18 protein-coding genes are annotated in these 21368 nt (G+C 63.8%); 12 read left to right on the top strand and 6 right to left on the bottom strand.

The window, feature by feature from the left end:
* The first annotated feature begins 209 nt into the window (after nucleotides 1–209).
* Nucleotides 210–1622, top strand: a complete 1413-nt coding sequence (locus tag FKB36_RS07635) for a heterodisulfide reductase-related iron-sulfur binding cluster (RefSeq protein ID WP_261597473.1) — start codon at nucleotides 210–212, stop codon at nucleotides 1620–1622.
* 233 nt (nucleotides 1623–1855) lie between these two features.
* The gene (locus FKB36_RS07630; RefSeq protein ID WP_261597472.1) at nucleotides 1856–3457 is read left to right on the top strand and encodes a sensor histidine kinase; all 1602 of its coding nucleotides are present in this window, start codon (nucleotides 1856–1858) and stop codon (nucleotides 3455–3457) included.
* A 362-nt stretch (nucleotides 3458–3819) separates the two neighbouring features.
* Here FKB36_RS07630 and FKB36_RS07625 read toward each other — a convergent pair whose 3' ends face one another.
* The 6 genes from FKB36_RS07625 to FKB36_RS07600 all read right to left on the bottom strand — a co-directional run bounded on the left by FKB36_RS07625 (nucleotide 3820) and on the right by FKB36_RS07600 (nucleotide 9282).
* Entirely contained in the window at nucleotides 3820–5238 is a 1419-nt protein-coding gene (locus FKB36_RS07625; RefSeq protein ID WP_261597471.1) for an MATE family efflux transporter, read from the bottom strand.
* Between the two features lie 369 nt (nucleotides 5239–5607).
* Nucleotides 5608–5895 carry an ATP cone domain-containing protein gene (locus FKB36_RS07620; protein WP_261597470.1) on the bottom strand — a complete coding sequence of 96 codons (288 nt, stop codon included), beginning with the start codon at nucleotides 5893–5895 and terminating at the stop codon, nucleotides 5608–5610.
* A gap of 42 nt (nucleotides 5896–5937) precedes the next feature.
* A complete protein-coding gene (locus FKB36_RS07615; RefSeq protein WP_261597469.1) occupies nucleotides 5938–6639 on the bottom strand; it encodes a ribonuclease III domain-containing protein in 702 nt (233 codons plus the stop codon).
* On the bottom strand, nucleotides 6639–7736 hold the full coding sequence (locus tag FKB36_RS07610) for a geranylgeranyl reductase family protein (RefSeq protein ID WP_261597468.1): 1098 nt from the start codon (nucleotides 7734–7736) through the stop codon (nucleotides 6639–6641). Before FKB36_RS07610 ends, FKB36_RS07615 begins: the two co-directional genes overlap by 1 nt.
* A 41-nt stretch (nucleotides 7737–7777) precedes the next feature.
* Entirely contained in the window at nucleotides 7778–8020 is a 243-nt protein-coding gene (locus FKB36_RS07605) for a DUF3006 domain-containing protein (RefSeq protein WP_261597467.1), read from the bottom strand.
* Between the two features lie 2 nt (nucleotides 8021–8022).
* Nucleotides 8023–9282 carry a lamin tail domain-containing protein gene (locus FKB36_RS07600; RefSeq protein WP_261597466.1) on the bottom strand — a complete coding sequence of 420 codons (1260 nt, stop codon included), beginning with the start codon at nucleotides 9280–9282 and terminating at the stop codon, nucleotides 8023–8025.
* A 183-nt stretch (nucleotides 9283–9465) separates the two neighbouring features.
* Between FKB36_RS07600 and FKB36_RS07595 the strand changes: the two genes are divergently transcribed.
* From FKB36_RS07595 to FKB36_RS07550, 10 genes are all read left to right on the top strand, one after another.
* On the top strand, nucleotides 9466–10287 hold the full coding sequence (locus FKB36_RS07595) for a helix-turn-helix transcriptional regulator (RefSeq protein ID WP_261597465.1): 822 nt from the start codon (nucleotides 9466–9468) through the stop codon (nucleotides 10285–10287).
* 360 nt (nucleotides 10288–10647) lie between these two features.
* The gene (locus tag FKB36_RS07590) at nucleotides 10648–11454 is read left to right on the top strand and encodes a UbiA family prenyltransferase (RefSeq protein ID WP_261597464.1); all 807 of its coding nucleotides are present in this window, start codon (nucleotides 10648–10650) and stop codon (nucleotides 11452–11454) included.
* A 158-nt stretch (nucleotides 11455–11612) separates the two neighbouring features.
* Nucleotides 11613–11810, top strand: coding sequence for a hypothetical protein (locus FKB36_RS07585; protein WP_261597463.1), 198 nt, complete (start codon nucleotides 11613–11615; stop codon nucleotides 11808–11810).
* A 128-nt stretch (nucleotides 11811–11938) separates the two neighbouring features.
* Nucleotides 11939–12832, top strand: coding sequence for a hypothetical protein (locus FKB36_RS07580; RefSeq protein ID WP_261597462.1), 894 nt, complete (start codon nucleotides 11939–11941; stop codon nucleotides 12830–12832).
* Between the two features lie 54 nt (nucleotides 12833–12886).
* A complete protein-coding gene (locus FKB36_RS07575) occupies nucleotides 12887–14335 on the top strand; it encodes a redoxin domain-containing protein (RefSeq protein ID WP_261597461.1) in 1449 nt (482 codons plus the stop codon).
* A 63-nt stretch (nucleotides 14336–14398) separates the two neighbouring features.
* Entirely contained in the window at nucleotides 14399–15019 is a 621-nt protein-coding gene (locus FKB36_RS07570) for a fasciclin domain-containing protein (RefSeq protein ID WP_261597460.1), read from the top strand.
* Between the two features lie 68 nt (nucleotides 15020–15087).
* The gene (locus FKB36_RS07565) at nucleotides 15088–15648 is read left to right on the top strand and encodes a nucleotidyltransferase domain-containing protein (RefSeq protein WP_261597459.1); all 561 of its coding nucleotides are present in this window, start codon (nucleotides 15088–15090) and stop codon (nucleotides 15646–15648) included.
* Nucleotides 15635–16051: a HEPN domain-containing protein gene (locus FKB36_RS07560; RefSeq protein ID WP_261597458.1), complete on the top strand. Its 417-nt coding sequence runs from the start codon at nucleotides 15635–15637 to the stop codon at nucleotides 16049–16051. Before FKB36_RS07565 ends, FKB36_RS07560 begins: the two co-directional genes overlap by 14 nt.
* A gap of 118 nt (nucleotides 16052–16169) precedes the next feature.
* A complete protein-coding gene (locus tag FKB36_RS07555; RefSeq protein WP_261597457.1) occupies nucleotides 16170–19949 on the top strand; it encodes a bifunctional RecB family nuclease/DEAD/DEAH box helicase in 3780 nt (1259 codons plus the stop codon).
* 510 nt (nucleotides 19950–20459) lie between these two features.
* A complete protein-coding gene (locus tag FKB36_RS07550) occupies nucleotides 20460–21344 on the top strand; it encodes an A/G-specific adenine glycosylase (RefSeq protein WP_261597456.1) in 885 nt (294 codons plus the stop codon).
* Nucleotides 21345–21368: the final 24 nt, after the last annotated feature.

Genomic DNA, 21368 nt, shown 5'->3' with positions numbered 1-21368 from the left:
CATATCCAAACCATTAAGTCGTCGCAAGAGGTATCGGCAGCTTCACTGGGGGGAAGGAATGGATCGATACCGCAGGCGATATACTCTTAGTTTAAACTGTGTCCGCTCCCTGAGGGGAGGGACAACTGCCCGTTCGTATATGCATGCAGCAGGGGCGATTCGGGAGATCGGGCATGCTCGATAGGGCTATCCCCGTACCGGAGATGGAGATGATCCGTAGCGCAATCACGGACGGGGTTATACGCCATCTCCTCGACGAAGAAGACCCGCGGCTCCGGAACTTCCGGCTCTGCAACGCCTGCGGTTCCTGCACACCCTACTGCCCGGCACGGATCAACAATCCCGGAGCGAACGGAGACCGGGGCTATCTCGCACGGAAGGTGACCGCAGCCCTCCAGGCAGGCGGACGACCGGGGGTCGATCTTGCCGACTGCGTCCAGTGCTACTCCTGCGAAACCATCTGTCCGCGCTCCGTCAGTGTCGGCGGGATCATCAACGCCGTCTACGAGACGGAACGCCTGCAGCCGATCTTTCGACGAATGCTCCTCGACCGGGGGGGCCTCCCTCCCCGGGCTTTCCTTCCGCTCTACGTTGAGAGGGGCAACCTCAGGAAGTTCGTCGCAAAGGCGATCCGCTACCCGTATCCGGTGGACGGGAGGGCGGTCGACGAGGTCCGGCGGCTGCTCCTCCATCCGATCGACGCATCGGCCTTCTCGGCGCCCGGACATTCCCCGCTGAGGGAACCGCTCGCCCGTCCCGATCGGGTCTTTCACCTCAACTCCTGTTGCGCCTTCAACTATCCCGGCGCAGACCTCTCGCAGAAGATGATCCTTGCCGCTCTCGGTATCCGCTACGAGACCTCAGCCATGCAGACCTGCTGCGGGGGTGCTCCTCACTACATGGGCGGGGCGGGTTTTGCCGACCGGCTGCTCCTCACCGCACGGAACCTCAGCGTCATCCATGACGCGTTCGAACCCGGCGCCAGGATCGCCGTGACCGGCATATGCCCGACCTGCAGCGACTCGTACGCTACCGCGCTCGATATGCTCTCGCGGAACGCCAACAGGGAGGTGGTGAACGAGGAGCTTGCGAGGATCGGGCGAGAGGTGACCGAGCCGGGGGCGTTTACGGTTGCAAACGTCCTCGACCTTTATCCCCTCTACCTCGACGAGATCCGGCGGCTTGTCAGGAGACGGCTTTCTGGCCTGCGCGTCGGGGTGCATGTCAGCTGCCACTACCGGAAGATGAGCGGCACCTTTGCCGTCCCGCCGGGGTTGCAGGCTCTCACAGTGGCGACGGGAGCGAGGATCACCAAAAGCGTGATGGAGCACTACTGCTGCGGCGGGGTCAAGAACCTCTTCGACCGGCTCCAAAAAGGCCGCCCCCGGGAACTCTCCCGGCTGAACCGACTCGTCTACCAGGACTTCATGAACAACCGCCTGGACGTGATGGTCGTCGACTGTCCGGGGTGCGAGCTGGTCTACGACCACATGGGCGTGCCGGTGCTCCATATCACTGAGCTCCTGGCGCTTGCTATGGGCGCCGACCCGCGGGAGACGGTCTGCGTTCAGGGTCACCTGACGGCGCTCTCGCCGGCACTCGAGAGGACAGGGATCCTTTAGGCGAGATGGATCCCGGTGGAGGATGCGCGATCCCCGTCACGAGAGGCGGCAGGGATCACGGCACGGAACGGCAGGGTGCGGCCGGCGGCATGGCAACGGCCAGATACGCGCGGCCGATCAAGAGTGCAGACGGTCCGGCACCGGCCGGCCCACCACCGCAAATCACTTATTACGGGAATATTATTTATTTATATAATATTTACAAAATAAAGACGTCGGGGAGTGATACCTGTATGAATAGAGCGGATTCGATATCTACCATATCTCAAGAGACGTTTCAGATTCTCGATGAGCCCGGCGCGGGTATCCTTGTGCTCGATCGAAAGATGCAGGTGCTCTGGGCAAATGCATTTGCCATGGTTCTCCTCTCTACAAGCGAAGAGGAGATCCTGGGGTTCGACGCTCACAGCGTCCTCGATGCACATCTGGCGCCGCTCCTGCAGGAGAGGGATGCAGTCGATCGACTCCTCGCCACGATGAATACCGGGATACCCGGTCTCGACCTCTCGGTGCAGGGCTCAGGGGGGGAAGAGCGGCAGATCCTCTTCTCCAGCCGGAGGATCGAGCGGGGAGCGTTCGCAGGGATGTGGGTGCTCTGCATGCGGGACGTCACCGAGCAAAGACCGGCAAACGAAGGGTTGCTCTCCGCGAACCGGCAACTCCAGGTTCTGAATCAGATCATGGGAGTATCCGCGTCGTCCCTCTCGCTCGACGAACTGCTCGAAGCGTCGCTCTCAAAGACCCTCGATCTGCTCGGGTTCGACCTGGGGCTGACGTACCTCCTGAACCCGGACCGGACGGTGGCGCTCACGCGCTACCACCGCGGCGTCCCGGAGACCTACCTCGCCCGGAACAGGACGATCAAAGTTCACCACTGGCCCTGGAACTTCGTCTTCGTCGCCGGGCAGCCGCGCTACCTTGAGGTGTCGGGCGAGGGAGGCGCGATCGAGGAGGAGATCCTCGCCTCGCTCGGGATCGCAACCCTCGCCTGCATCCCGATCCTTGCGGAGTCGGTCGTGGTCGGGGCGCTCTTCCTCGGGAGCAGGAGGGTCAAGGGGTTCAGGGACGAGGAACGCCGCCTCCTCGAAGCGATCGGGAAGGAGATCGGTTCAGGTGTTCTGCGGAGCATGCTCTACAAGCGGCTTGAGGCGGCCCACCGCGAGACGAACCTCTATCTGGACGTCATGACCCACGACATCAAGAACGCGGAGAACGTCGCGAACCTCTACTGTGACCTTCTGCTCGATGCGCTGGAGGGCGATGCCGCCCGGTACGCGCGGGGACTCAAGGAGAGCATCCGCAAAAGCAGCGGCATCCTCCAGAACGTCTCGACCATCCGCCGTATCCACCAGGAACCGTCCGACCTGAAGGCGGTCCATCTCGGCGGCGTGATCAACGCGGGGATCGAGCGCACACCGGAGACCCCCATCTCTTTTGACGGCACCACGGCTGAGGTCTGGGCCGACGACCTGCTCCCCGAGGTCTTTACGAACCTCATCGGCAACGCCGTGTTCCACGGCGGGCCGGACGCCAGGATCGCGATCCGCGTGGAGGACTGCCTCGATGAGGATCAGACGGTGGTGGTGATCGTGGAGGACACCGGCCCCGGCATCCCCGACGAGGTTAAGGAGAGGCTCTTCGACCGGTTCAGGCAGGGCAGGGGCCGGGGATGCGGGGAAGGGCTCGGCCTCTACATCGTCGGGATGCTCGTCGAGCGCTACGGCGGCAGGATCTGGGTCGAGGACAGGGTGGAAGGCAGGCCCGACCTCGGTGCGTCGTTCCAATTCACGCTGCGTGAAGTGGTGCACGACGGGGCCGACGGATATGAGGAGTGAGACCCTTCACACCACCGTATTTCACCAACATAGTTGAGGAAGTCCCCTTGAGGGCAAACCGCCAACCCCCCTTCGCACCTGGCGGTGCTCATGCTCCCTCCCCACAGGGGAGGTCGCACTTCGCGGCTTCGCGTTCTTCGCGTGAGGCCATATCATCGCTTATATACTGCTAACTCACGCGAAGCCGCGAAGAACGCGAAGGAAAATGGACGGACCATCCGGAGTTTGAGTAACCATTCGGTTGCGAAGTGCGAGTGTAGCGAGCATGAGAAGCCATCAGGCTTCGAACTCCGGTGTCCGGGTACTGTCAACTTTCCTTTGCATCTTCGCTGCAATTTGCGAGATACTGCACCCCGGCTCCCTCACGCCGCCGTCGCTCCGGCCTGCCCGATCAGGAGCCCTGCCGAATACCGGCGCGCCCAGGCATATCCGAGCGCTGCACCGATCGCGTTTCCTGCGGCAACTCCCCACCAGATGCCGGAGAGGCCGAGCCCGAGAACGGTTGCAAATATCCAGGCAAAGAGGATGGAGAGGACGATGTTCTGCAGAAGCGTGATCGTAAGAGAGCGTGCTCCGAGGCCCGTCCCCTGGAAGAACGACGCCGCAAAGAGACCGAACCCGACCATGGGGTAGACGAGGCTCGTGACCCGGAGGTATGTCGTCAGTTCCGGGGCGAGCCCGGCGGCGTCGCCCGCCGTGAAGAGTTCGGCGATCAGGGGGGCGAAGACGAACGTGGCCGCGGCAAGCCCGAGACCGATCCCGAGACCGAGTTTTGCGGCGAACCGGAGCGCGGTCTCCATCCGTGCGTACGCATGTGCCCCGTAGGTGGCGGCGGTGACCGCAACCACCGCCGATGCTATTGCGAGGATCGGCGTCAGACCGATGCTCACGACCCGCCACCCGACCGAGTAGACGGCGACGCCGTCGGTGCTTGCTATGAGGACGATGACGCCGTTCAGGATCAGGGCCATCAGGGCGAGCGCCAGCTGCTCGGCTGCTGCGGGGAAACCGACCTGCAGGACGTCCCGCGTGACCGCCCGGTTCGGGCAGAACTCCCGGAAGCGGAGAGATATGTAGGTGTCTCTCTTCACGAAGAGCCAGTAGACCATCGGGATGGCAGCGATGATCTCTGCGATGATGGTCGCCGAGGCCGCACCGGCGATCCCCATATGGAACCCGTAGATCAGGATCGGGTCGAGGATGACGTTCGCCACCGCGCCGAGCGCCATGGCGTACATCGTCCGTTTTGCATCTCCTTCGCCGTGCATGAGCGCGTAGGCGACCTCGCCGAAGAGGAGGGCGAACGTCCCGAGGAAGAGGATCTGTGCGTATTTTGTGGCGAGACCGACGGCGTCGCCCGCTCCCATGAGGACGAAGATGTCATGGGCAAAGAGGTAGAGCGGGATGGTGACGACGACGGCGAGCACGGTCATCAGGAGGATTGTGTGCATCGCAACGCTGCTCGCGCCGGCCCTGTCGCGTGCGCCGATCATCCGGGCGAGCGCCGCTTCCCCGCCGGTCCCGAGGCCGCTTGCTAACCCGATGGTTATTATGAAGAGCGGGAATGAGAACCCGACGGCGGCAAGAGCGTCTGCACCGAGACCCGCGACCCAGAACGCGTCGACGACGTTGTAGAGGGTCATGAGGGTCATCGCGATCATCATCGGCACTGAGAGCCTGAGGATCGCGGTCTTCGGATCGGCGAGGAGTATCTTTGTTCCTTCTGTTTCTTTCTGGTTACTACTTGAGGGTATATCGTCTTCTGAGTCACTTGTCGGCATACATATCGCCTGCTGGCGTGCCCGCGCCGCCGGTCCCGGAGAGATGGGGAACCGTTTCTAAGACGGTTTGGGCATCGTGCCTGTCTGCGGATTTTGATTGCCGGATGCACCCGGGAGATGCGACGGAAGAGAAAGCGGCCGGTTGATGGTCGTCCCAACTATCCGATTTCCTGGCACTATAGGGCAATACAAGAAAAATGTGGGCGCGGATCAGTAAATATATCTTCGCATCCGGCGGATCGAAACGGGCGGTAAAACGTTCCTCTCAGGCGGTTTAAAAGCCCGTTCGGCGGGTATCCGGGCTCCCGGAGAGCCGGTGGGGTGCGGGAGCGCGCCGGGGAGGTGAACTCCGCGGGAAAAAGGACGGGATCAGCGGGCAGGCACCCCTACGGCCGCCGCCCCGCGTCTCTTCACGGCGCGGTCGTAGACGAGCCAGTTCTCCTCCCACTCCGGGTTCCGGTCATGGAGTTGCTCGAGCACCCGGCTCCGGATCTCGCTTGAGGGCATCCCGTCGTAGGCAGTCCGTTCGACGGCCTCGCCGATCGCCCTTGCCTCCTGTGGTGGCGCTCCGGATTTCAGCGCGCTCACGACCACCTTCTCCCGCACGAACGGTTCCCTCCTGCCGTCGGCCTTGACAACATCGACCAGTTCGATCACCTCGAAGCGTGACGGGGAGTCCGGGAGCCATAACCTTTCCGGTTACCGCCGCCGCGGGGGAGGTGGCCTGAGAAGTTCCGTCGCGGATGCAACTCCTTTCAGCCCCTCCCTGAGGAAGAGGATCCCGAAGACCGATTCGACCAGCGTCCCCTTGGCGTGGTTGATCGTTCGTGTGCTCCTCGGGATCTCCGTATCGAAGTGAATCCGGTGCTCGTAGAGGTTCCAGCGGTCGCAGAGCAGGGCGAGGTTCGAGTTTCGGTCGTATGCCTTCCGGTTCTGGGTCAGGACTCCCGCTTTCGCGAGATCGGGATCCCAGATTGCCGGAAGGAGACCGATCTTCAGGGCAGCATCGCCGATCCACGCGAGCGCCCCGGCTGCCTCGTGGAGGTGCGCAAGGTCCCGCAGGTCGGCATCGATGAGGGTGCACCAGTCACCGCTCCGGGCATCCTCCGCGATCTCGTCAAAGAGGTTGCGGGTGCTCGGGCGGAACATGGCAATGACGAACTGCTCGCGATCCCCGAGCGAGTAGCCGAGGTCAGCCTCGACCTCCGGTTGCACCGTCCCCGTGATCATGGCCGCCTTCGCGAGGACGGTCTCGATCTCCCGGACCCAGCGCCCGAACTTTCCGCTCTCTCCCGGAGGGAGCGCCGGAGTCTCCCGTACGAGATCCTCCCTGAGCGTCGCGAGCCGCCCCTCGATCCCCGGCAGGTTCCACGTAAGCCAGCGGTGCATCTCTGTGTCCATCACTCCCGCGGGGCATGAGCCTTTCGGAGACCACCGCGGATGACGACGTCTGCAATGCCGCGGCCGCCGAGGAGGCTCATCGTCCGCTCGAGGAGAAAGTCCGAGCCGAGAACCGGGTCGGCCATCCTCTTTGTCCTTGCGGCGGCGAGAAGCTCCTGGCCTATCGCCGAACGCCACTCCCGCTCGTAGGCCACGAGCGGTTCGCCGCGGAGCAGGTGGCGTGCCGCCGCAAGCCCGGCAAGCCGCCCGCAGATCATCGCGGTCGCGATACCCCCGCCGTTGGAGGCGACGACGTGGCCGGCGGCATCGCCGACGGCGAGGACGTTCTCGCGGACGGTCACCTGGATGGGGCCGGAGACAGGCACGAATCCGGCCATGACGTCCCGACCGGCAAACCCCATCCGCGCGAGGAACGTCCTCAGGAGAACCGGAACCGGGGTGCCTCTCTTCTGCACGCCGAGTCCGACGTTCGCGCACCCCAGTTTCGGGAAGATCCACGCGTACCCGCCTGGTGCAATCTTGTTCCCGAAGTAGAGCCGGATCCGGTCGCCGAACTCCCCGTCGACCCGGCAGGTGATGGCGGGGGCGAGGGCGGCGTTTTGCTCCATCCCGGCCGAGCGGCATACGTGGGAGAGCGGGCCGTCCGCGGCGATGACGACCCGGGCCTCGACCTCGCCCCGGCTGGTTGTCACCTGCCGGCCTTCCCGGCCGAAGAACGCCGTATCCGAACGAAGCACGGCGCCTGCACGGACGGCCGCATCCGCGAGGTGCCGGTCGAAGGCATCCCGGTCGACGGTGTAGCCGAAGAGATCAAACTCGTACTCCCGGCCGCGGGGGGAGACGGCGACGGCCCCCCGGATCTCCTGCCGGATCAGCCCGGGATCGACCGGGAAGAGTTCGTCGAGGCCCGGGGCGTTCGGGAGCGCTTTCGCGAGCACTGCAGGTGACGCGTTGAACTCCCCGCAGCAGACGGGGATACCGATCTCTTCCTTCCTGTCGATCAGAAGGACGTCGAGTCCCGCCTCCGCCGCGTAGCGTGCCGCGGTGCTGCCGGCGGGGCCTGCACCGACGACGAGGAGATCGCACCGGTCCTGCATCGGTGCTCTCGTAGGTGCGGCGGGATAAAAAAAGGGAGGGGTTACTGGCCGCTACGACTCTTCAGCCGCGCGATCCTCTCCGAAACTCGTTGCCGGGCCGCTTCGGTCGCCGCGACGTCCCGGCGGACTGCGACCTCCAGGATGTCGCCCTCCCGGGCGCCGGCGGGGAGGAGGGAGCGGGGAAGCGTAAAGCGGACCCGCTCCTCCTCGCGGACGAGGAGGACGGCAAGGCCCTCCTCGAAGCGGTCGAGGCTCACCCGGAAGGCCGACTCATCCTCCGCCATGGTCACCGCTCCAGGGTGCTGACGACGGTGCCGTTCGCGTCGGCGAGCGTGGCGGTGTCGCCGTCGTTGTTCCAGACCGCACTCGACCGGCCCCAGTAGAGATCAGTTGCGGTGTCGTTACCGGCGCCGGAGTGGACGGTGACGTCTGCGCCCGGATTGAGCGTGAAGAGCGGGAAGGTGTAGGTGTTGCGCGTCCCCTCGTCGGCGATCGTCCAGCCGGTGAGGTTGACTGCTGTCTCATCCGCGTTCGCGACGGAGACCCACTCCTCCTGGAGGTCCAGATCGGCGATGTAGATGCCGGAGGAGGGGGCCGGCGTCGTCGTCGGGGTTGCTGTCGCGGTGGCGATCGTCGCCGGCAGGGCCGTCACGGTGGCGGCAGGTGCCCCGCCGGCTGCAACGGTGAGCTTCGTGCCGTCGGTGGCGACGACGACTGTCCCGTCGAGGTCGGTCCGGTAGATGCGCGAGCCGGTCGCCTCGATGCGTTCGACCGCTTCCTCGTGGGGGTGACCGTAGTCGTTCCCCGCACCGACCTGGATGATGCTGATCGCGGGGCTGACTGCGGAGAGGAACTCCGCCGAAGTGCCATACCGGCTCGCGTGGTGGCCGACCTTCAGGACGTCGGCATCGAGGTCGAGCCCGGCCTCCATCATGCTCTCTTCCGCAGGCTTCTCGGCGTCGCCCACAAAGAGGTAGGAGATCTCGTTGTAGGTAACCTTCAGGACGACCGAATCCTGGTTGATCTCGCCGATTGGCTCAGCGGCCGGGTTCAGAATCAGGATCTCGAGGTCGGGGTCGAGGGCGATCGTCTGCCCGCGCTCCGCCGCCGTGTATGGTATCCCCTCCTCCTCGATCAGGGCGAGCAGGTTCTCGTAGGTCGCGGTCGAGTGCGGCTGCGCAGCGTCGACGAACTCGCCGACCGGGTAGGCGGAGATAACATCGCGGAGGCCTCCGATATGGTCGGAGTGCGCGTGGGTTGCCACCACCACGTCGAGCCGTTCAACGTTCTGGTCGCCTAAGTAGGCGATGATGCGGTCCGCCATCCCGCGCTCGCCGGCGTCGATGAGCATGGTCTTATCGCGGAACTGAAGAAGGATCGAGTCCCCCTGGCCGACGTCGAGGAAGTGAACGACAAGATCGCCGGAGAGATCGGAGCCGATCTCCGGTTGCCCCGAGGGGGCAGAGCAGCCTGCGGCGATGATGCAGGCGACGGTGCATGCACAGAGTGCGATACTGATCAGGTATCGTGTAGGTATGGACGACATTGCTCTCTACACAAGTAGAGGGTGCCAGGCTATAAGTTTGCTGAGGTCGGGCATTGGCACAGTATCCACCTTTGCGGGCATGCAGCCGTCCGGCGGGCTGAACAGGAGAAATGCTTACTGCAGGAGCACGCGGGAACAGAAAGGGTGATATGTGCCGACCGGCACCTCTTACCTGTAAGCACGATGAAGGAAACATCTCCCCTCGAGATCTACAACGAGTACCACGACGACGTTCAGGCAATATTTCGGTCGAGATTGCTGACGCAGGTGCTGCTCGCGCTCGGCAGCGGGAGCAAACCGCTCTCGACCCTTCGCGAGGTCACGGGGAGTTCGTCGCAGGCGCTCATCCCGAAGATCCGGCAGCTCGAGGCCCTGCATTACGTCGAATCGGCAAGGGGCGAGTATGCACTCACTCCCATAGGCAGGATCGTCGAGCCGAAGATCGAACGGGCGGTTACGCTCATGGGTACAGTGCAACACCACCGCGAGTTCTGGATCGAACACGAGATCGAGGGCATACCCCCCAAACTTCTGAATGAGATTGAGCACCTGTATAACACGGAGATGGTAAAGGATGTTGAGGAGAACATCTTTGCCGTGTACACGGTCTTTCAAACCATACTCCGGAAGGCATCCTGGATCCACGGTGTATCATCGATTATGAGCCCGGTTCATGTAGACGCGATTAAGGAGGCGGCTATAAGTAGCACGCCAATCGAGATTGTCGTCTCCGAAGAACTCGCTAAAAGATTGACCTCCCAGTACGAGGCGGTGCTGGAAACCCTGAGCAGGCCTGAGAACTTCAAGCTGTACGTCTATCCTTCACCTATCCGCCTCGGGATGACCGTGACGGACGAATATATCTCGCTGGGCCTGTACAGGCGCGATACGGGAAAATATGATGCCAGCACAGACCTCGTCGGCACCGACGCGGCGGCAGTCTCCTGGGGCGAGCGACTCTTCCAGCACTACAAAGCAGATTCCAGACCGCTGAAAATCTCCTGATTATCTTTTTCCTGGGAACCTCTCCCCCGGCGCTTGATATGACCCGGTATAACGGTCGTTCCATGCCCCGGGATATACGCTCGTTCAAAGTCCGACCGTTTTCAGGTTCGTTGAGCGGGAAGGGGGAAGAGCGAATGCATCGCTCCTGCCTGTCCAACCCTCTGCTTGAGCAGTATGTTCAAATACTGTGATTCATCGAAGTGGTGAATCTTCGTCGAAGTAATAAATATTCACTGGTTCCCTGAAAACCATTCCATGTTCGGATTCTCAAATCGTGCCACCCTGATCCAACCAACCCTGGAGATCGTTTTCCAGATTTTCGTGTACAGTTCCCTGTATCTGTCTGTAGCAGGAATGGCGATGGTGTATATCTCGTGCCTCCTGCATGACCTCCCCTTCGACCCGGTTGCGGCGACAATACTGATGCTTGTCGTGTTCGCCGTCTACAATCTCAACCGCAAGACCGACGAGGACGAAGACGCAATAAATCACGCGGAACGGTATGCTTTCACGAAGGAGTATGAGACCGTCCTCTTCCATTCTGCAATCGGCGCTTATGTCATCGCCCTCTGCCTCGCCGCTTTCCAGGGCTTTGACAGCCTGCTCGTCACGACCATACCCCTGGTCGCCGGAATCGTCTACAGCGTACCCCTCTTTCCCCCCGGGTTCGGGTTCCGGCGGTTAAAAGAGGTGCCCTTGATGAAGAGCCTTGTCGTCGCGTTCTCCTGGGCAGCCCCCCCGGCCCTCCTGCCGGCCTGCCATGCTGGCCTCCCCGCGGGTGCCGCCACCTGCATCGCCGGCATCTTCTTCTTTTTCCCGGTCTTCATCAATACCGTAGTCTTTGACATACGGGACGTGGAGGGGGATCTGGCATCGGGTATCAAAACCCTCCCGACGATCCTCGGCCCCCAAAGGACGCTTCTTCTCCTCACGGCGATGAACGTAATCATCGGAACCACGCTGGTGCTTGCTGGCGGGCTCTTACCGGGCATCTATCCGGTACTGCTGCTGGCTACGGGCATAGGCTACGTTCAGGGGTATCTTCTTTGTTTCCATCGACTTGTGGAGGAAAAACTCCTCTTTGAACTGCTTGCCGACGGACAGTTCATCTTGCTGGCTGCTTTCCTCTACCTCCTCACCCTTGTGGTCCCGCATCTCCCGGCATGAACCGCTCTGAAGATTCATCGGAGTGGTGAAGATTCATCGACGCAACAAATGTCTGGCAGCCGGGGAACATCCTAGAGTACGACATGAGATCACCCGGCGACAGCGATCCGCTGAAGAGTAACCCCGATGCACGATATCCCGGGGCACGGGAGAGGAGGATGGATACGCTGCACGATGGCGCAACAGGAGGCTTGCTGCTGCAGGACGAGATGAAGCCGCAACGATGGGGTTGCCCTTCATGCATGTACTACGACCCCGGGTGCGCCTACTGCACCTACATCCACGCTCCCGTGGACGTACTGTTCGTCTGCCCGCAGGTTCTCGACAGGCGCAGAAGGCCGGGGCCTGCACAGTAAGGTTACGCCGTTCGTCCGGCAATAACTCCGGCGGCCTCGCCCGCCCCGCCGGCGCCCGGCAAAAGGAGACGACGCAGGATCGGGATCCCCAACGTTTTTGTAGGCCGCCCGCCATGACGGAAACCATCATGCCGGGTGCAGAATACATCTACCCGAACGTCACGGAAGCAACTCAGCGGGGCGGGCTCCTTGAGCGCTGGCGCCTTGCCGAACCGCTGGGGTGTAGATACATCGAGATCCCCGCCGACTTCATCAAGAACCAGACGGAGGTGGAGCGGACGGGGCAGGATGTCGGGTCGATGCTCAATCGGTCGTCCGTCGAACTCCTCTACGACCGGGATACGACCCTTCCGGGCGCCCTCAGGTATCTCCTGCACACCGAACCGGCCATCCCCCGGAGAACCCCGCACGGCCGGCAGGCGACGGCAAGCCTCCGGTGGCGCGACCCGGACTGGGTGGCCGCTTTCGGTGATATGCTCCTTGAGATCGAGGACGTCCTGGGTATCCCTCCGGAGATCATCGAGATACACCCCGGCGATCGGAAGAACACCCACGCCGATATCATCGCGGGGATGCACGCCCTGATCGTCACCCATTGGAACGCTTTCGGGGCGGAACCGCTGGTGCTGCTCGAACATCATAAAGACCAGGGCATCTCCACGGCGAGTCAGATGCGGATGTTCTGGGCGACTCTCAACGACCTCCATCCTGAGATCGCCGGACTGGCCGGGATAGTGCTCGACCCCTGGCACCTCCACGCCGCCGCGAAAGAGGAGTTCCCCGGATCGCTCGGCGAGGTTCCGCCCGATGCCCTGCAGGCGTTCCACATCCATAACGATCTCCGCCCTCCATCGGTTGCCGACAGTCTGCCCTGGCCACAGGTCTTCGAGACGATCGGCGGCGTGAAGACACCCCGCATCAAACCCGTGGTCTACCAGAAGAGCAGGGTCCCGGGGGCGATTGCCTTCTGCGAGGAGATGCTCGCCGCGCCGCGGGCGGTGTACGCGGAGCCGCCGGCGTGAGGTCCCCGCCAACATTCATTACTCTGAAGCGCTACAGGGTGTCGCATGAGACCGATGGCTGCCCCTGATCTCCCCCCCGATATCGAGTGGCACAACGTCGACCGCCCCCTCTCTCTCCGCGATCTCGCCGGCAGGGTGGTGCTGCTCTCCTTCTTGACGTTCACCTGTTCGAACTGCATGCGGCTGGCGCCGGATCTCCGGCGGCTCGAGGAGCGGCATCCCGGGCTGGTGACCGTCGAAGTCCATCACTCCGGGTTTGAGTCCGCTGCAGTCGCCGGGAACTTCCGGGAGGCCGTGCGCCGTGCCGGGTTGGAGCGCCCCGTCGCCATCGACCGCGACCGACGGCTCTGGGAAGCCTTCGGCGTCCGGGACTGGCCGACCTTCGTCCTCATCGACCCGGTGGGGAACGTGGTCGGGAAGACCGCCGCCGAAGGGCTTTACGGGAGGCTCAACCCGAAGATCGAGCAGATGGCGGCGGAGTTCGGAGAGCAGGGCCTGCTTGAGAGAGAGCGGTTGCCATCAGGAACCGCTCCGGAGACGGCACGGGAGACGAGCCTGTATCGCCCCGGTAAGGTAGCGGCGGACAACCCCGGGATGCGCCTCTTCATCAGCGACACCGGTCACAACCGGATCGTCGTCGCCGATCCCAAAGGAAAAATCCTGGAGACGATCGGGACCGGGGCTGCCGGAAACGCCGACGGATCGTTCCACGAGGCTGCCTTCTACCTCCCGGAAGGCCTCGAATTCGACGAAGAGGCGGGCATCCTCTATGTTGCGGATGCCGGGAACCACACGATCCGCCGGGTCTCCTGGACGGAGCGGGAGGTCGCGACGATCGCCGGGACGGGGCTTGCCGCCCTGTCGTCCGGCGGGCCGGGCACCGGGACCGCGCTGAACGCGCCGCGGGATCTCGCACTGCTCGGCGGCCATCTCTACGTCGCGATGGCGGGGGCGAACCAGATCTGGCGGATGGATCTCGCCACCTATGAGGTGGAGCCGTATGCCGGGTCGGGCCGGAAGGGGCTGGTCGACGGGCCGCTTGGAAAGGCCGCCTTCATCGGGCCTGCCGGGATCGCCACCGACGGCGAGGCGCTCTACATCGCCGACAGCGGGGCTTCGGCGATCCGCCGCATCAAGCGGGGAATGGTCGAGACCCGCATCGGCCACTCCCCCGACGACTTCGGCGACCTCGACACGATCGCCGGGATGGCACACATCAATCGTCCGATGGGTGTCGCCTACAGCGACGGGTCGCTCTATATCGCCGACTCCGGCAACAACAAGATCAAGCACCTCGACCTTGCGACCGGGTGGGTTCTCACCCGGGCGGGAGACGGCGAGCGCGGCTACCGGGACGGCCTCTCCGGGGACGCGAGGCTGAGCGGACCGGGCGGTCTCGCCGATCTCAGGGGACTCTGGTACATCGCCGATACCGGCAACGATACCGTCAGGGTCTATGATCCCGTCCGGCACGTCGTCTCGACCCTGACGCTCTGGAAGTAGGCGACCGATACTTTATGTAGGGAGAGAGAGGAGGGACGGAGCATAGAGTCTCCAGGGTGAGCCATGCGAACGAACTACACGCTGTTCATATCCGTTCTGGCTATCGGGGCGGCGGTTCTCATCTGCGGCTGCACGGGCCCGCAGGGAGACGGCGGCCTGAACCGGACGAACGAGACGCCGGTCGGCGAGAACCTGACGGTCGGCGAGGTGCTGGCCCGGGACGGCAACTTCTCGGCGTTCGCCCAGGCGCTCGATACCGCCGGACTCGGGGGGACGCTCGCAGGACCGGGGCCCTACACCGTCTTCGCGCCGACGGACGAGGCGTTCAGCCGGATCCCGGAGACCGCGATGGCAGAACTCTTCGACGACCCGAAGGGCATCCTCGCCGAGACCCTGCTCTACCACATGGCCCCGGGGAGGTATACGGCAGCCGGGATTGCTGCAAACGATACCGTTCCAACCGTCCAGGGCAGTCCGATCGCCGTCGACGCCGCCGGCGAGAGCGTGACGGTGAACGGTGCACGGGTGATCCGGGCGGATATCCCTGCCGCGAACGGCGTCATCCATGCCATCGATGCGGTCATGATCCCGCCTGACGTGATCCTATTGCCGGCAGACGAGACCGTCGCGAACGTGACGGAGAATGAGACCGCTGTGAATGTGACGGAGAACGTGACCGGGTGAGGGGCGGTCCGGCCCCTGCACCGGAGCATCGTATACATTATATATACGATTGTATACAATATGTATTCGTGCTCGAACGGCTCATTCCCTCGAAGACCCGGGTGAAACTCCTAACCCTCTTCCTCCTGAACCCGGAGCGCGAGATCTATCTCCGAGAGGTTCAGCGGATGACCGGAGAGAACCTCAACGCTGTCCGGCGGGAACTCGCAAACCTCGAGGAGATTGGCCTTCTGACGAGTACCCGCCGCGGCAATGCACGGTACTACGTGGTAAATAAGAATTTTCCGATCTACCACGAGTTGACCGCTATCATCCTCAAGACCGAAGGAGTGGCAAAGGTCGTACGAGAACGCCTCGCCGGCGTCGGCGGCGTTGATACCGTCTTCATCTTCGGCTCCTTCGCCAGTGGAAAGGCTGGTGCGACAAGCGACATCGACCTCTTCATCGTCGGAGATGTCGATGAAGACCTCCTGATGCCCGTCGTCCGGGAGACAGAAGCAGCACTTGGAAGAGAGATAAACTATGTTCTCTTCCCGAGAGAGGAGATGGATCAGAGGATCGCCGAGGGCGATCCGTTCGTCATGAACGTGCTCAACGAACCAAGGGTGATGCTGATTGGCGAAGGTTGAAGACCTGGAGCGACAGGGGCTGATCAGGAAACTCCCTCCGGATCCAAAGGCGGTGGAGAACGCTATCGGCCTGGCGCACAGGGATGTCTCGGTTGCGAAAAACGCCCTTACCAGTAACGCCGATTGGGCTTATACGATCGCGTATAACGCCATGTTACAGGCCGCAAGGGCGCTTATGTTCTCAAAGGGCTACCGCCCGGCGGGAAACAACCAGCATGCCACGGTGGTTCAATTTGCCGGGCAGTTCCTCAACAATGAGAGCGTGGACGCCCTTGATCGGATGCGGAGGAGGCGACACGCCGTGGTCTATGATATGGCAGGCACGGTCTCGCAACTGGAGGCAGAAAATGCCGTCTCTCGTGCAGAATCATTCCTCAGTGCCGTTGAGGATCTTCTCCGTTGACGGAGATCTCGACCTGCCCCATATGCCATCCCGGTAGCAAAAAAACCCGGATACCAACCATTTTCCCGCGACGGCACAAACAGATGAGTCATAACGGGGGCTTCCCCCGGGTTCGTCCATGCCACGCTTCAACCTCAGCCCGTCGCTCATCGGCCGGTTCTTCTACCACGACTGCGAACGCTACCTCCGCTACCATGCGACCCCGGAGCCGGAGCGCCCCGGAGCCGGCATCCCGGCGACCGCGATCGATACGAGCCCGGTGACGCGAGCCCTCCTTGAGGCCGGCATCCGGTGGGAGGAGGAAGTGGTCCGGACGAAACTCACGGGCAGGGTACGGCTCCCGGACGGGACGGGGCCGATCTCCGGGCGGTCATTCTCCATCGAGGAGAGTTTCAACCTCCTCCCCCTCCTCTCCCCGGGCGAGGCGATCTACCAGACGACCATCCCGGTCTCGGTCCACTTCCTGAAGGGCTACGGCCTCGATCCCGGGGTGCACCGGTTCTCACCCTGTCGCCCCGACCTCATCCGGGCCGACGAAGAAGGGCGCCTCGCCATCATCGACATCAAAGCAAGCGAAGAACTCAGCGTCAGTCACCGGATCCAGGCAGCGCTGTACGTCCTGATCCTCGATCACGCCCTGGACCTGCTCGGGCTCGATCTCCCGGTCGACCGGAACCAGGCGGGGATCTGGCTCTACGGGGAGGATGAACCGGAACCTTTCGATCTACACCTCAACAGGCGAGTGATCGAGGAGTTCCTCCGCCACCGCCTCCCGGGCATCCTGGCCGGACCGGCGAGAGACGTGCCCTGGCACCTCACTTCGCGGTGCGAGTCCTGCGCGTTCTACGCCCACTGTCGCGCCGAGGCAAAAGCCTCCTCCTCGGTATCGCAGATCCCGGGCCTCTCGTCTGCCGGGCGGCGCTACCTGCGGGAAGCCCCGTGGAACGGCGGGCTCCCGGTCAACACGCTCTCCGACCTCACCGGGCTCCTCCGCGACCCGGAGGGCGACCGCCACCTCGACAACTGCGGGTCGCTCGCCGGGCAGGGCGACCGCCTGCGGGCGACCGTCCGGGCGCTCTCCACGGGAGAGATCGTCCCGCTCGCCGCGACAACGTTTGCGCTCCCCGTCTACGAGGATATCGCCGTCACCCTGACGCTCCAGAAGGATCCTGTCTCCGGCCGGGTATACGCCCTCGGGTTCCGGCGGAGCAGGGGCAGGGCGGTCTACGGGACGCCGTCGCACGAAGCGATCTATGTCGCAAAAGACCCCGGCGACTGCACCCGGGTGCGCCGGGAGTTCGTCCGGGCTCTCGCCGCGGAACTCGCAGCCGTCGACGGGTACAACCGGGGCCGCGACTGGGCGGGGCAGGAGTCGGTGCAGACCTACGTCTACGATACCTACGAAGAGGAACTCTTCACCCGGCTGCTTGACGAGGCGCTCGACGACCCCGTGAGTGCAGAGGACGCTCTCAGACTGCGGTTCTACTACCAGGACCCCGGCATCGCCCTCGGGACCAGTCACCCGAGTACGTCCGTCCCCTTCCCGATAGTCGTTTTGACACGGGAGATCCGGCGGCTGCTCGCGCTTCCCGTCCCGTTCGCCCTCCGCCTGCCCGAGGTTCTTGCGGCGATCCCCTCTTCCCGGTTCGCGTACCGGCTCGATCCGGGCTCCCTCTTCTGGAGCGAGCATGGCAACGCCATGAAGAGCGACGCCATCATCATGGCCTGGCACGGGAACCGGCCGGAGGCTATCGACTGGGTCCGGCAGGAGGTCTCGCGCCGCCTGCTCGCCGCGGGGAGCGTCCTCGACGGGCTCCGCGAACGGACGAAAGAGAATCTCTCTCGGTGGGCGGAGAAGTTCCTGTTCCCGGGTTCGTGGGACGCCGCGACGTCCGAGATCTCCCGTCTCCTCTTCATCGCGGAGTATGAGTCGACGATGGGTGCCCGGCAGGTACAGGAACTGCGGAGCGGGCCGCGGGCAGCGAGGGTCCGGGACGGCGTCAGCATTCCTCTCAGGAAGAGCGAAGGAAACTTCTGGAAGATGCTCGCCCCCCTGGATCTCGCGTTCTTCGAGCAGTCGCGGGCGTTCAGCTACCTCCTGGTGCGGGAGAGCGAGGCGGGCGAGGAGGCAGAGCGGGCGTTCGACGACCTCCGCTACCGGGCGAGCCCGAACCCCGGGAACAGCGGGGTCTGCTTCGCAAGGGTCCGCGACACCATCGCCGACCGGACGGCCGGGGAGGTCAGGGGGCTTGTGCTGGAGGTGACCTACCCCCGCGATCACGTCCCCTTTGCCGAAGGGGACCTCGCGGTGCTCCACCCCCGGTTCACGGACTTCACCGCCCCGCGCTCCATCGACCGCCTCCTTGCTCTCGACGAGCAGCCGGAGAACGATTTCGTCCGACTCCTCCGCGACCCGCGAGGATTCGCCATGCCGACCGGTGAGTCCGGGGCGGTCGCCAGCGATGCTGAGAACCTCGTCCGCGATGCCGGGTTCACGAGGAGCCAGATCAGGGCGTTCTCCCACGTGACGGAGAACCGTCTGACCCTGGTCTGGGGGCCGCCCGGAACCGGGAAGACGCATTTCCTCGCGACGGCAATCCTCTCGCTCGTCAAAGCCCGGCGGGCGCACGGAGAGCGGATCCGGGTCGGGGTTGCGGCGTTCACCCACGCGGCCGTCGAGAACCTGCTCGTCAAGGTGCAGGCCTCGGTCGACGAGTTCGGCCTCACCGCCGGCCTTCCGATCTACAAACTGAGAGAGATCCGGACACCCGGCGGAGAGCGGTGCCTTGAGGTGTTGGCCCACGACCGGGCGGAGACCGTCGTCGGCTACCCCGCCCTCCTCCTCGGCGGGACGGTGCACGGTTTCGCCCGACTGGAGAAGTCCCTCCCGTCTCTGGACCTCCTGATCGTCGACGAAGCGTCGCAGATGCGGGCGACGGAGCTCGCGATGGTGCTCCCGATGCTCGGGTCGGGCGGACGGCTCGTCCTCGCGGGGGACGACCTCCAGCTCCCGCCGGTCATCCAGGGGGTGTATCCGGCACCGGTTGACGGCCTCCCCGGGCTCGAGGACTCCGTCTTCGCCTACCTCCGGCACCGCGACGACCCCTCCCGCCCCGTCTACACCTGCCAGCTCCAGGAGAACTGGCGGATGAACCGCACCCTCTCGGGGTTCCCGGCGGAGACGCTCTACGGCACCGGGTACGTCCCCGCAACCGACGCGATAGCGCGGCAGCAGATCGCCCTCGCACCGGCTCCGCCGCTGGAGGAGTGGGTGGAGTGGGCCATCAACCCGGCATACCCGCTCGTGCTCTGCGTCCTCGAGGGCGTCCGGACGACGGTGGAGAACCCGGTCGAGGCGGCGCTGGTCGCCCGGCTCGCCGGAGCGCTCCGGGAACGGCTCCTCGATCCCGGTTCAGGAGAACCATATCCGGCGACGGAGGACGGGGATTACCGGTTCTGGCGGCACGGCCTCTTCATCGTCAGCCCGCACCACGCGCAGATCGGTGCCATCAAGACCGGTCTTGATGGGGTGCGGGCCTGGATGTATCCGCCGTTCGTGGACACCGTCGACAAGATGCAGGGCCAGGAGGCAAAGAGCGCGATCATCAGTTACGGCGTGAGCGACGTCGAGACCGCCCTCCGCGAGGCCGAGTTCATCTACAGCAGAAACCGCCTGAACGTATCCCTGACCCGGAGCCGGGCGAAGTGCGTGGTCTTCCTGCCCCGGCCGCTCCTCGAGCCGCCGCTGGAACTGGTGCAGAACGAGAAGGCGGCGGCGGGGTTTCGGCAGATGCTCGACCTCCAGGAGTTCTGCCGGGCTCACGGGGAGGAGCGGACGTTTCCCCTCGAAGGGGGGGACGGCGTCCGGCTCACGGTGATGCGGGCGCGGGTGGAGTGAGAGGGCGAGGGGGTTCGCGTTGTGAGAATGAGAGCGTTCTAACGGATTTCTGCCCAGAAGCATAACTCCTCGTATTATAGGGGTTTAAATTCTGATCTAGATCAATGAAATTTGTGTTGAGCCTGTAAAAAATCCATACACGGATTTCCACTGGACATCGCCACGCACTGCCCCCGCCCCGAGGGGCGGGGGAGGAGCGCGAAGCGCGGGCGGGGTGGGGGTGAAGGGAAGATCTCCTTAACCAGATCCAAAGCACCTGAGATGGGCGTTGGAGACGGGGGAGGGGGGATCCTCCCCCCTCCCCGCGAGCCGCCTCCCCCAATGGCGATACCAAGTGGAAAGCCGAGTATGGATCTGCTATAGACCCAATACCGATTTCATCGGTCAGACTTAGAATTTAAACCTCTATAGATACGAAGAAATGTCCTTTTGAGCCGGGGAAAATGCAACTTCATCACCTTACAGACCATAGGCCCAACCTATTTGCCCCTGTCAGACAAACGATATACCGTGATCGGTAGCCTCGACCCCGACCAGAACGACCTCGAACAGCGGATCCTCGAAGAGACCCGGGCGCACGGGCCCACTCCGGACGCCATTGCCCTCTTCCGCGACCTCATCCTCTCCTACTACCGCGCCCACGGTCGCGACCTCCCCTGGCGGCACACCACCGATCCCTACCGGATCCTGGTCTCTGAGATCATGCTCCAGCAGACGCAGGTCGAGCGGGTCGCCGTGAAGTACCGGGAGTTCATCGAGCAGTTCCCGGACTTCGAGAGCCTTGCCCGTGCCCGGAGAAGCGAGGTGCTCCGCGCCTGGCAGGGGATGGGCTACAACCGCCGGGCAATCGCGCTCCAGGAGACCGCACGGCGCGTGACGGAGGAGTACGGCGGCAGGCTCCCCGCCGACGTCGAGACGCTCGCGACCTTCCCCGGGATCGGGAAGGCGACCGCGGCGGCGATCTCTGCGTATGCGTTCAACATGCCGGTGGTCTATGTCGAGACGAACATCCGGCGGATCTTCATCCACTTCTTCTTCCAGGACCGGGAAGGCGTCCGGGACGACGAGATCCTCCCGCTCGTGGAGAGGACGCTTTACCGCGAAAACCCGCGGGAGTGGTATAGTGCGTTGATGGATTATGGTACGGTCTTGAAGAAGCGGACGGCGAACCCGAACCGGAGAAGCGCGTCCTACTCCCGCCAGAGCCGGTTCGAGGGGTCCGACCGCCAGATCAGAGGAAGGATCCTCGCGCTCGTCCTCGATGAAGGGACGGTCACGGAGAAGGAGGTGATCCTCCGGCTCTGCGAAGAGCCCGGGCGGGTGAAGCGGATCCTCGGCGACCTCGCCCGCGAGGGGTTCGTCGCCGAGAGCGAGGGCGCGTATACCTGCCGGTAAGGTTGAAGTCTGGCGGGCGCCACC

The sequence above is a fragment of the Methanoculleus formosensis genome (assembly GCF_025384765.1).
Lineage (GTDB): Archaea > Halobacteriota > Methanomicrobia > Methanomicrobiales > Methanoculleaceae > Methanoculleus > Methanoculleus formosensis.
The sequence above is the reverse complement of the archived record's forward strand: the minus strand, read 5'-3'. Positions and strand labels throughout refer to the sequence as shown.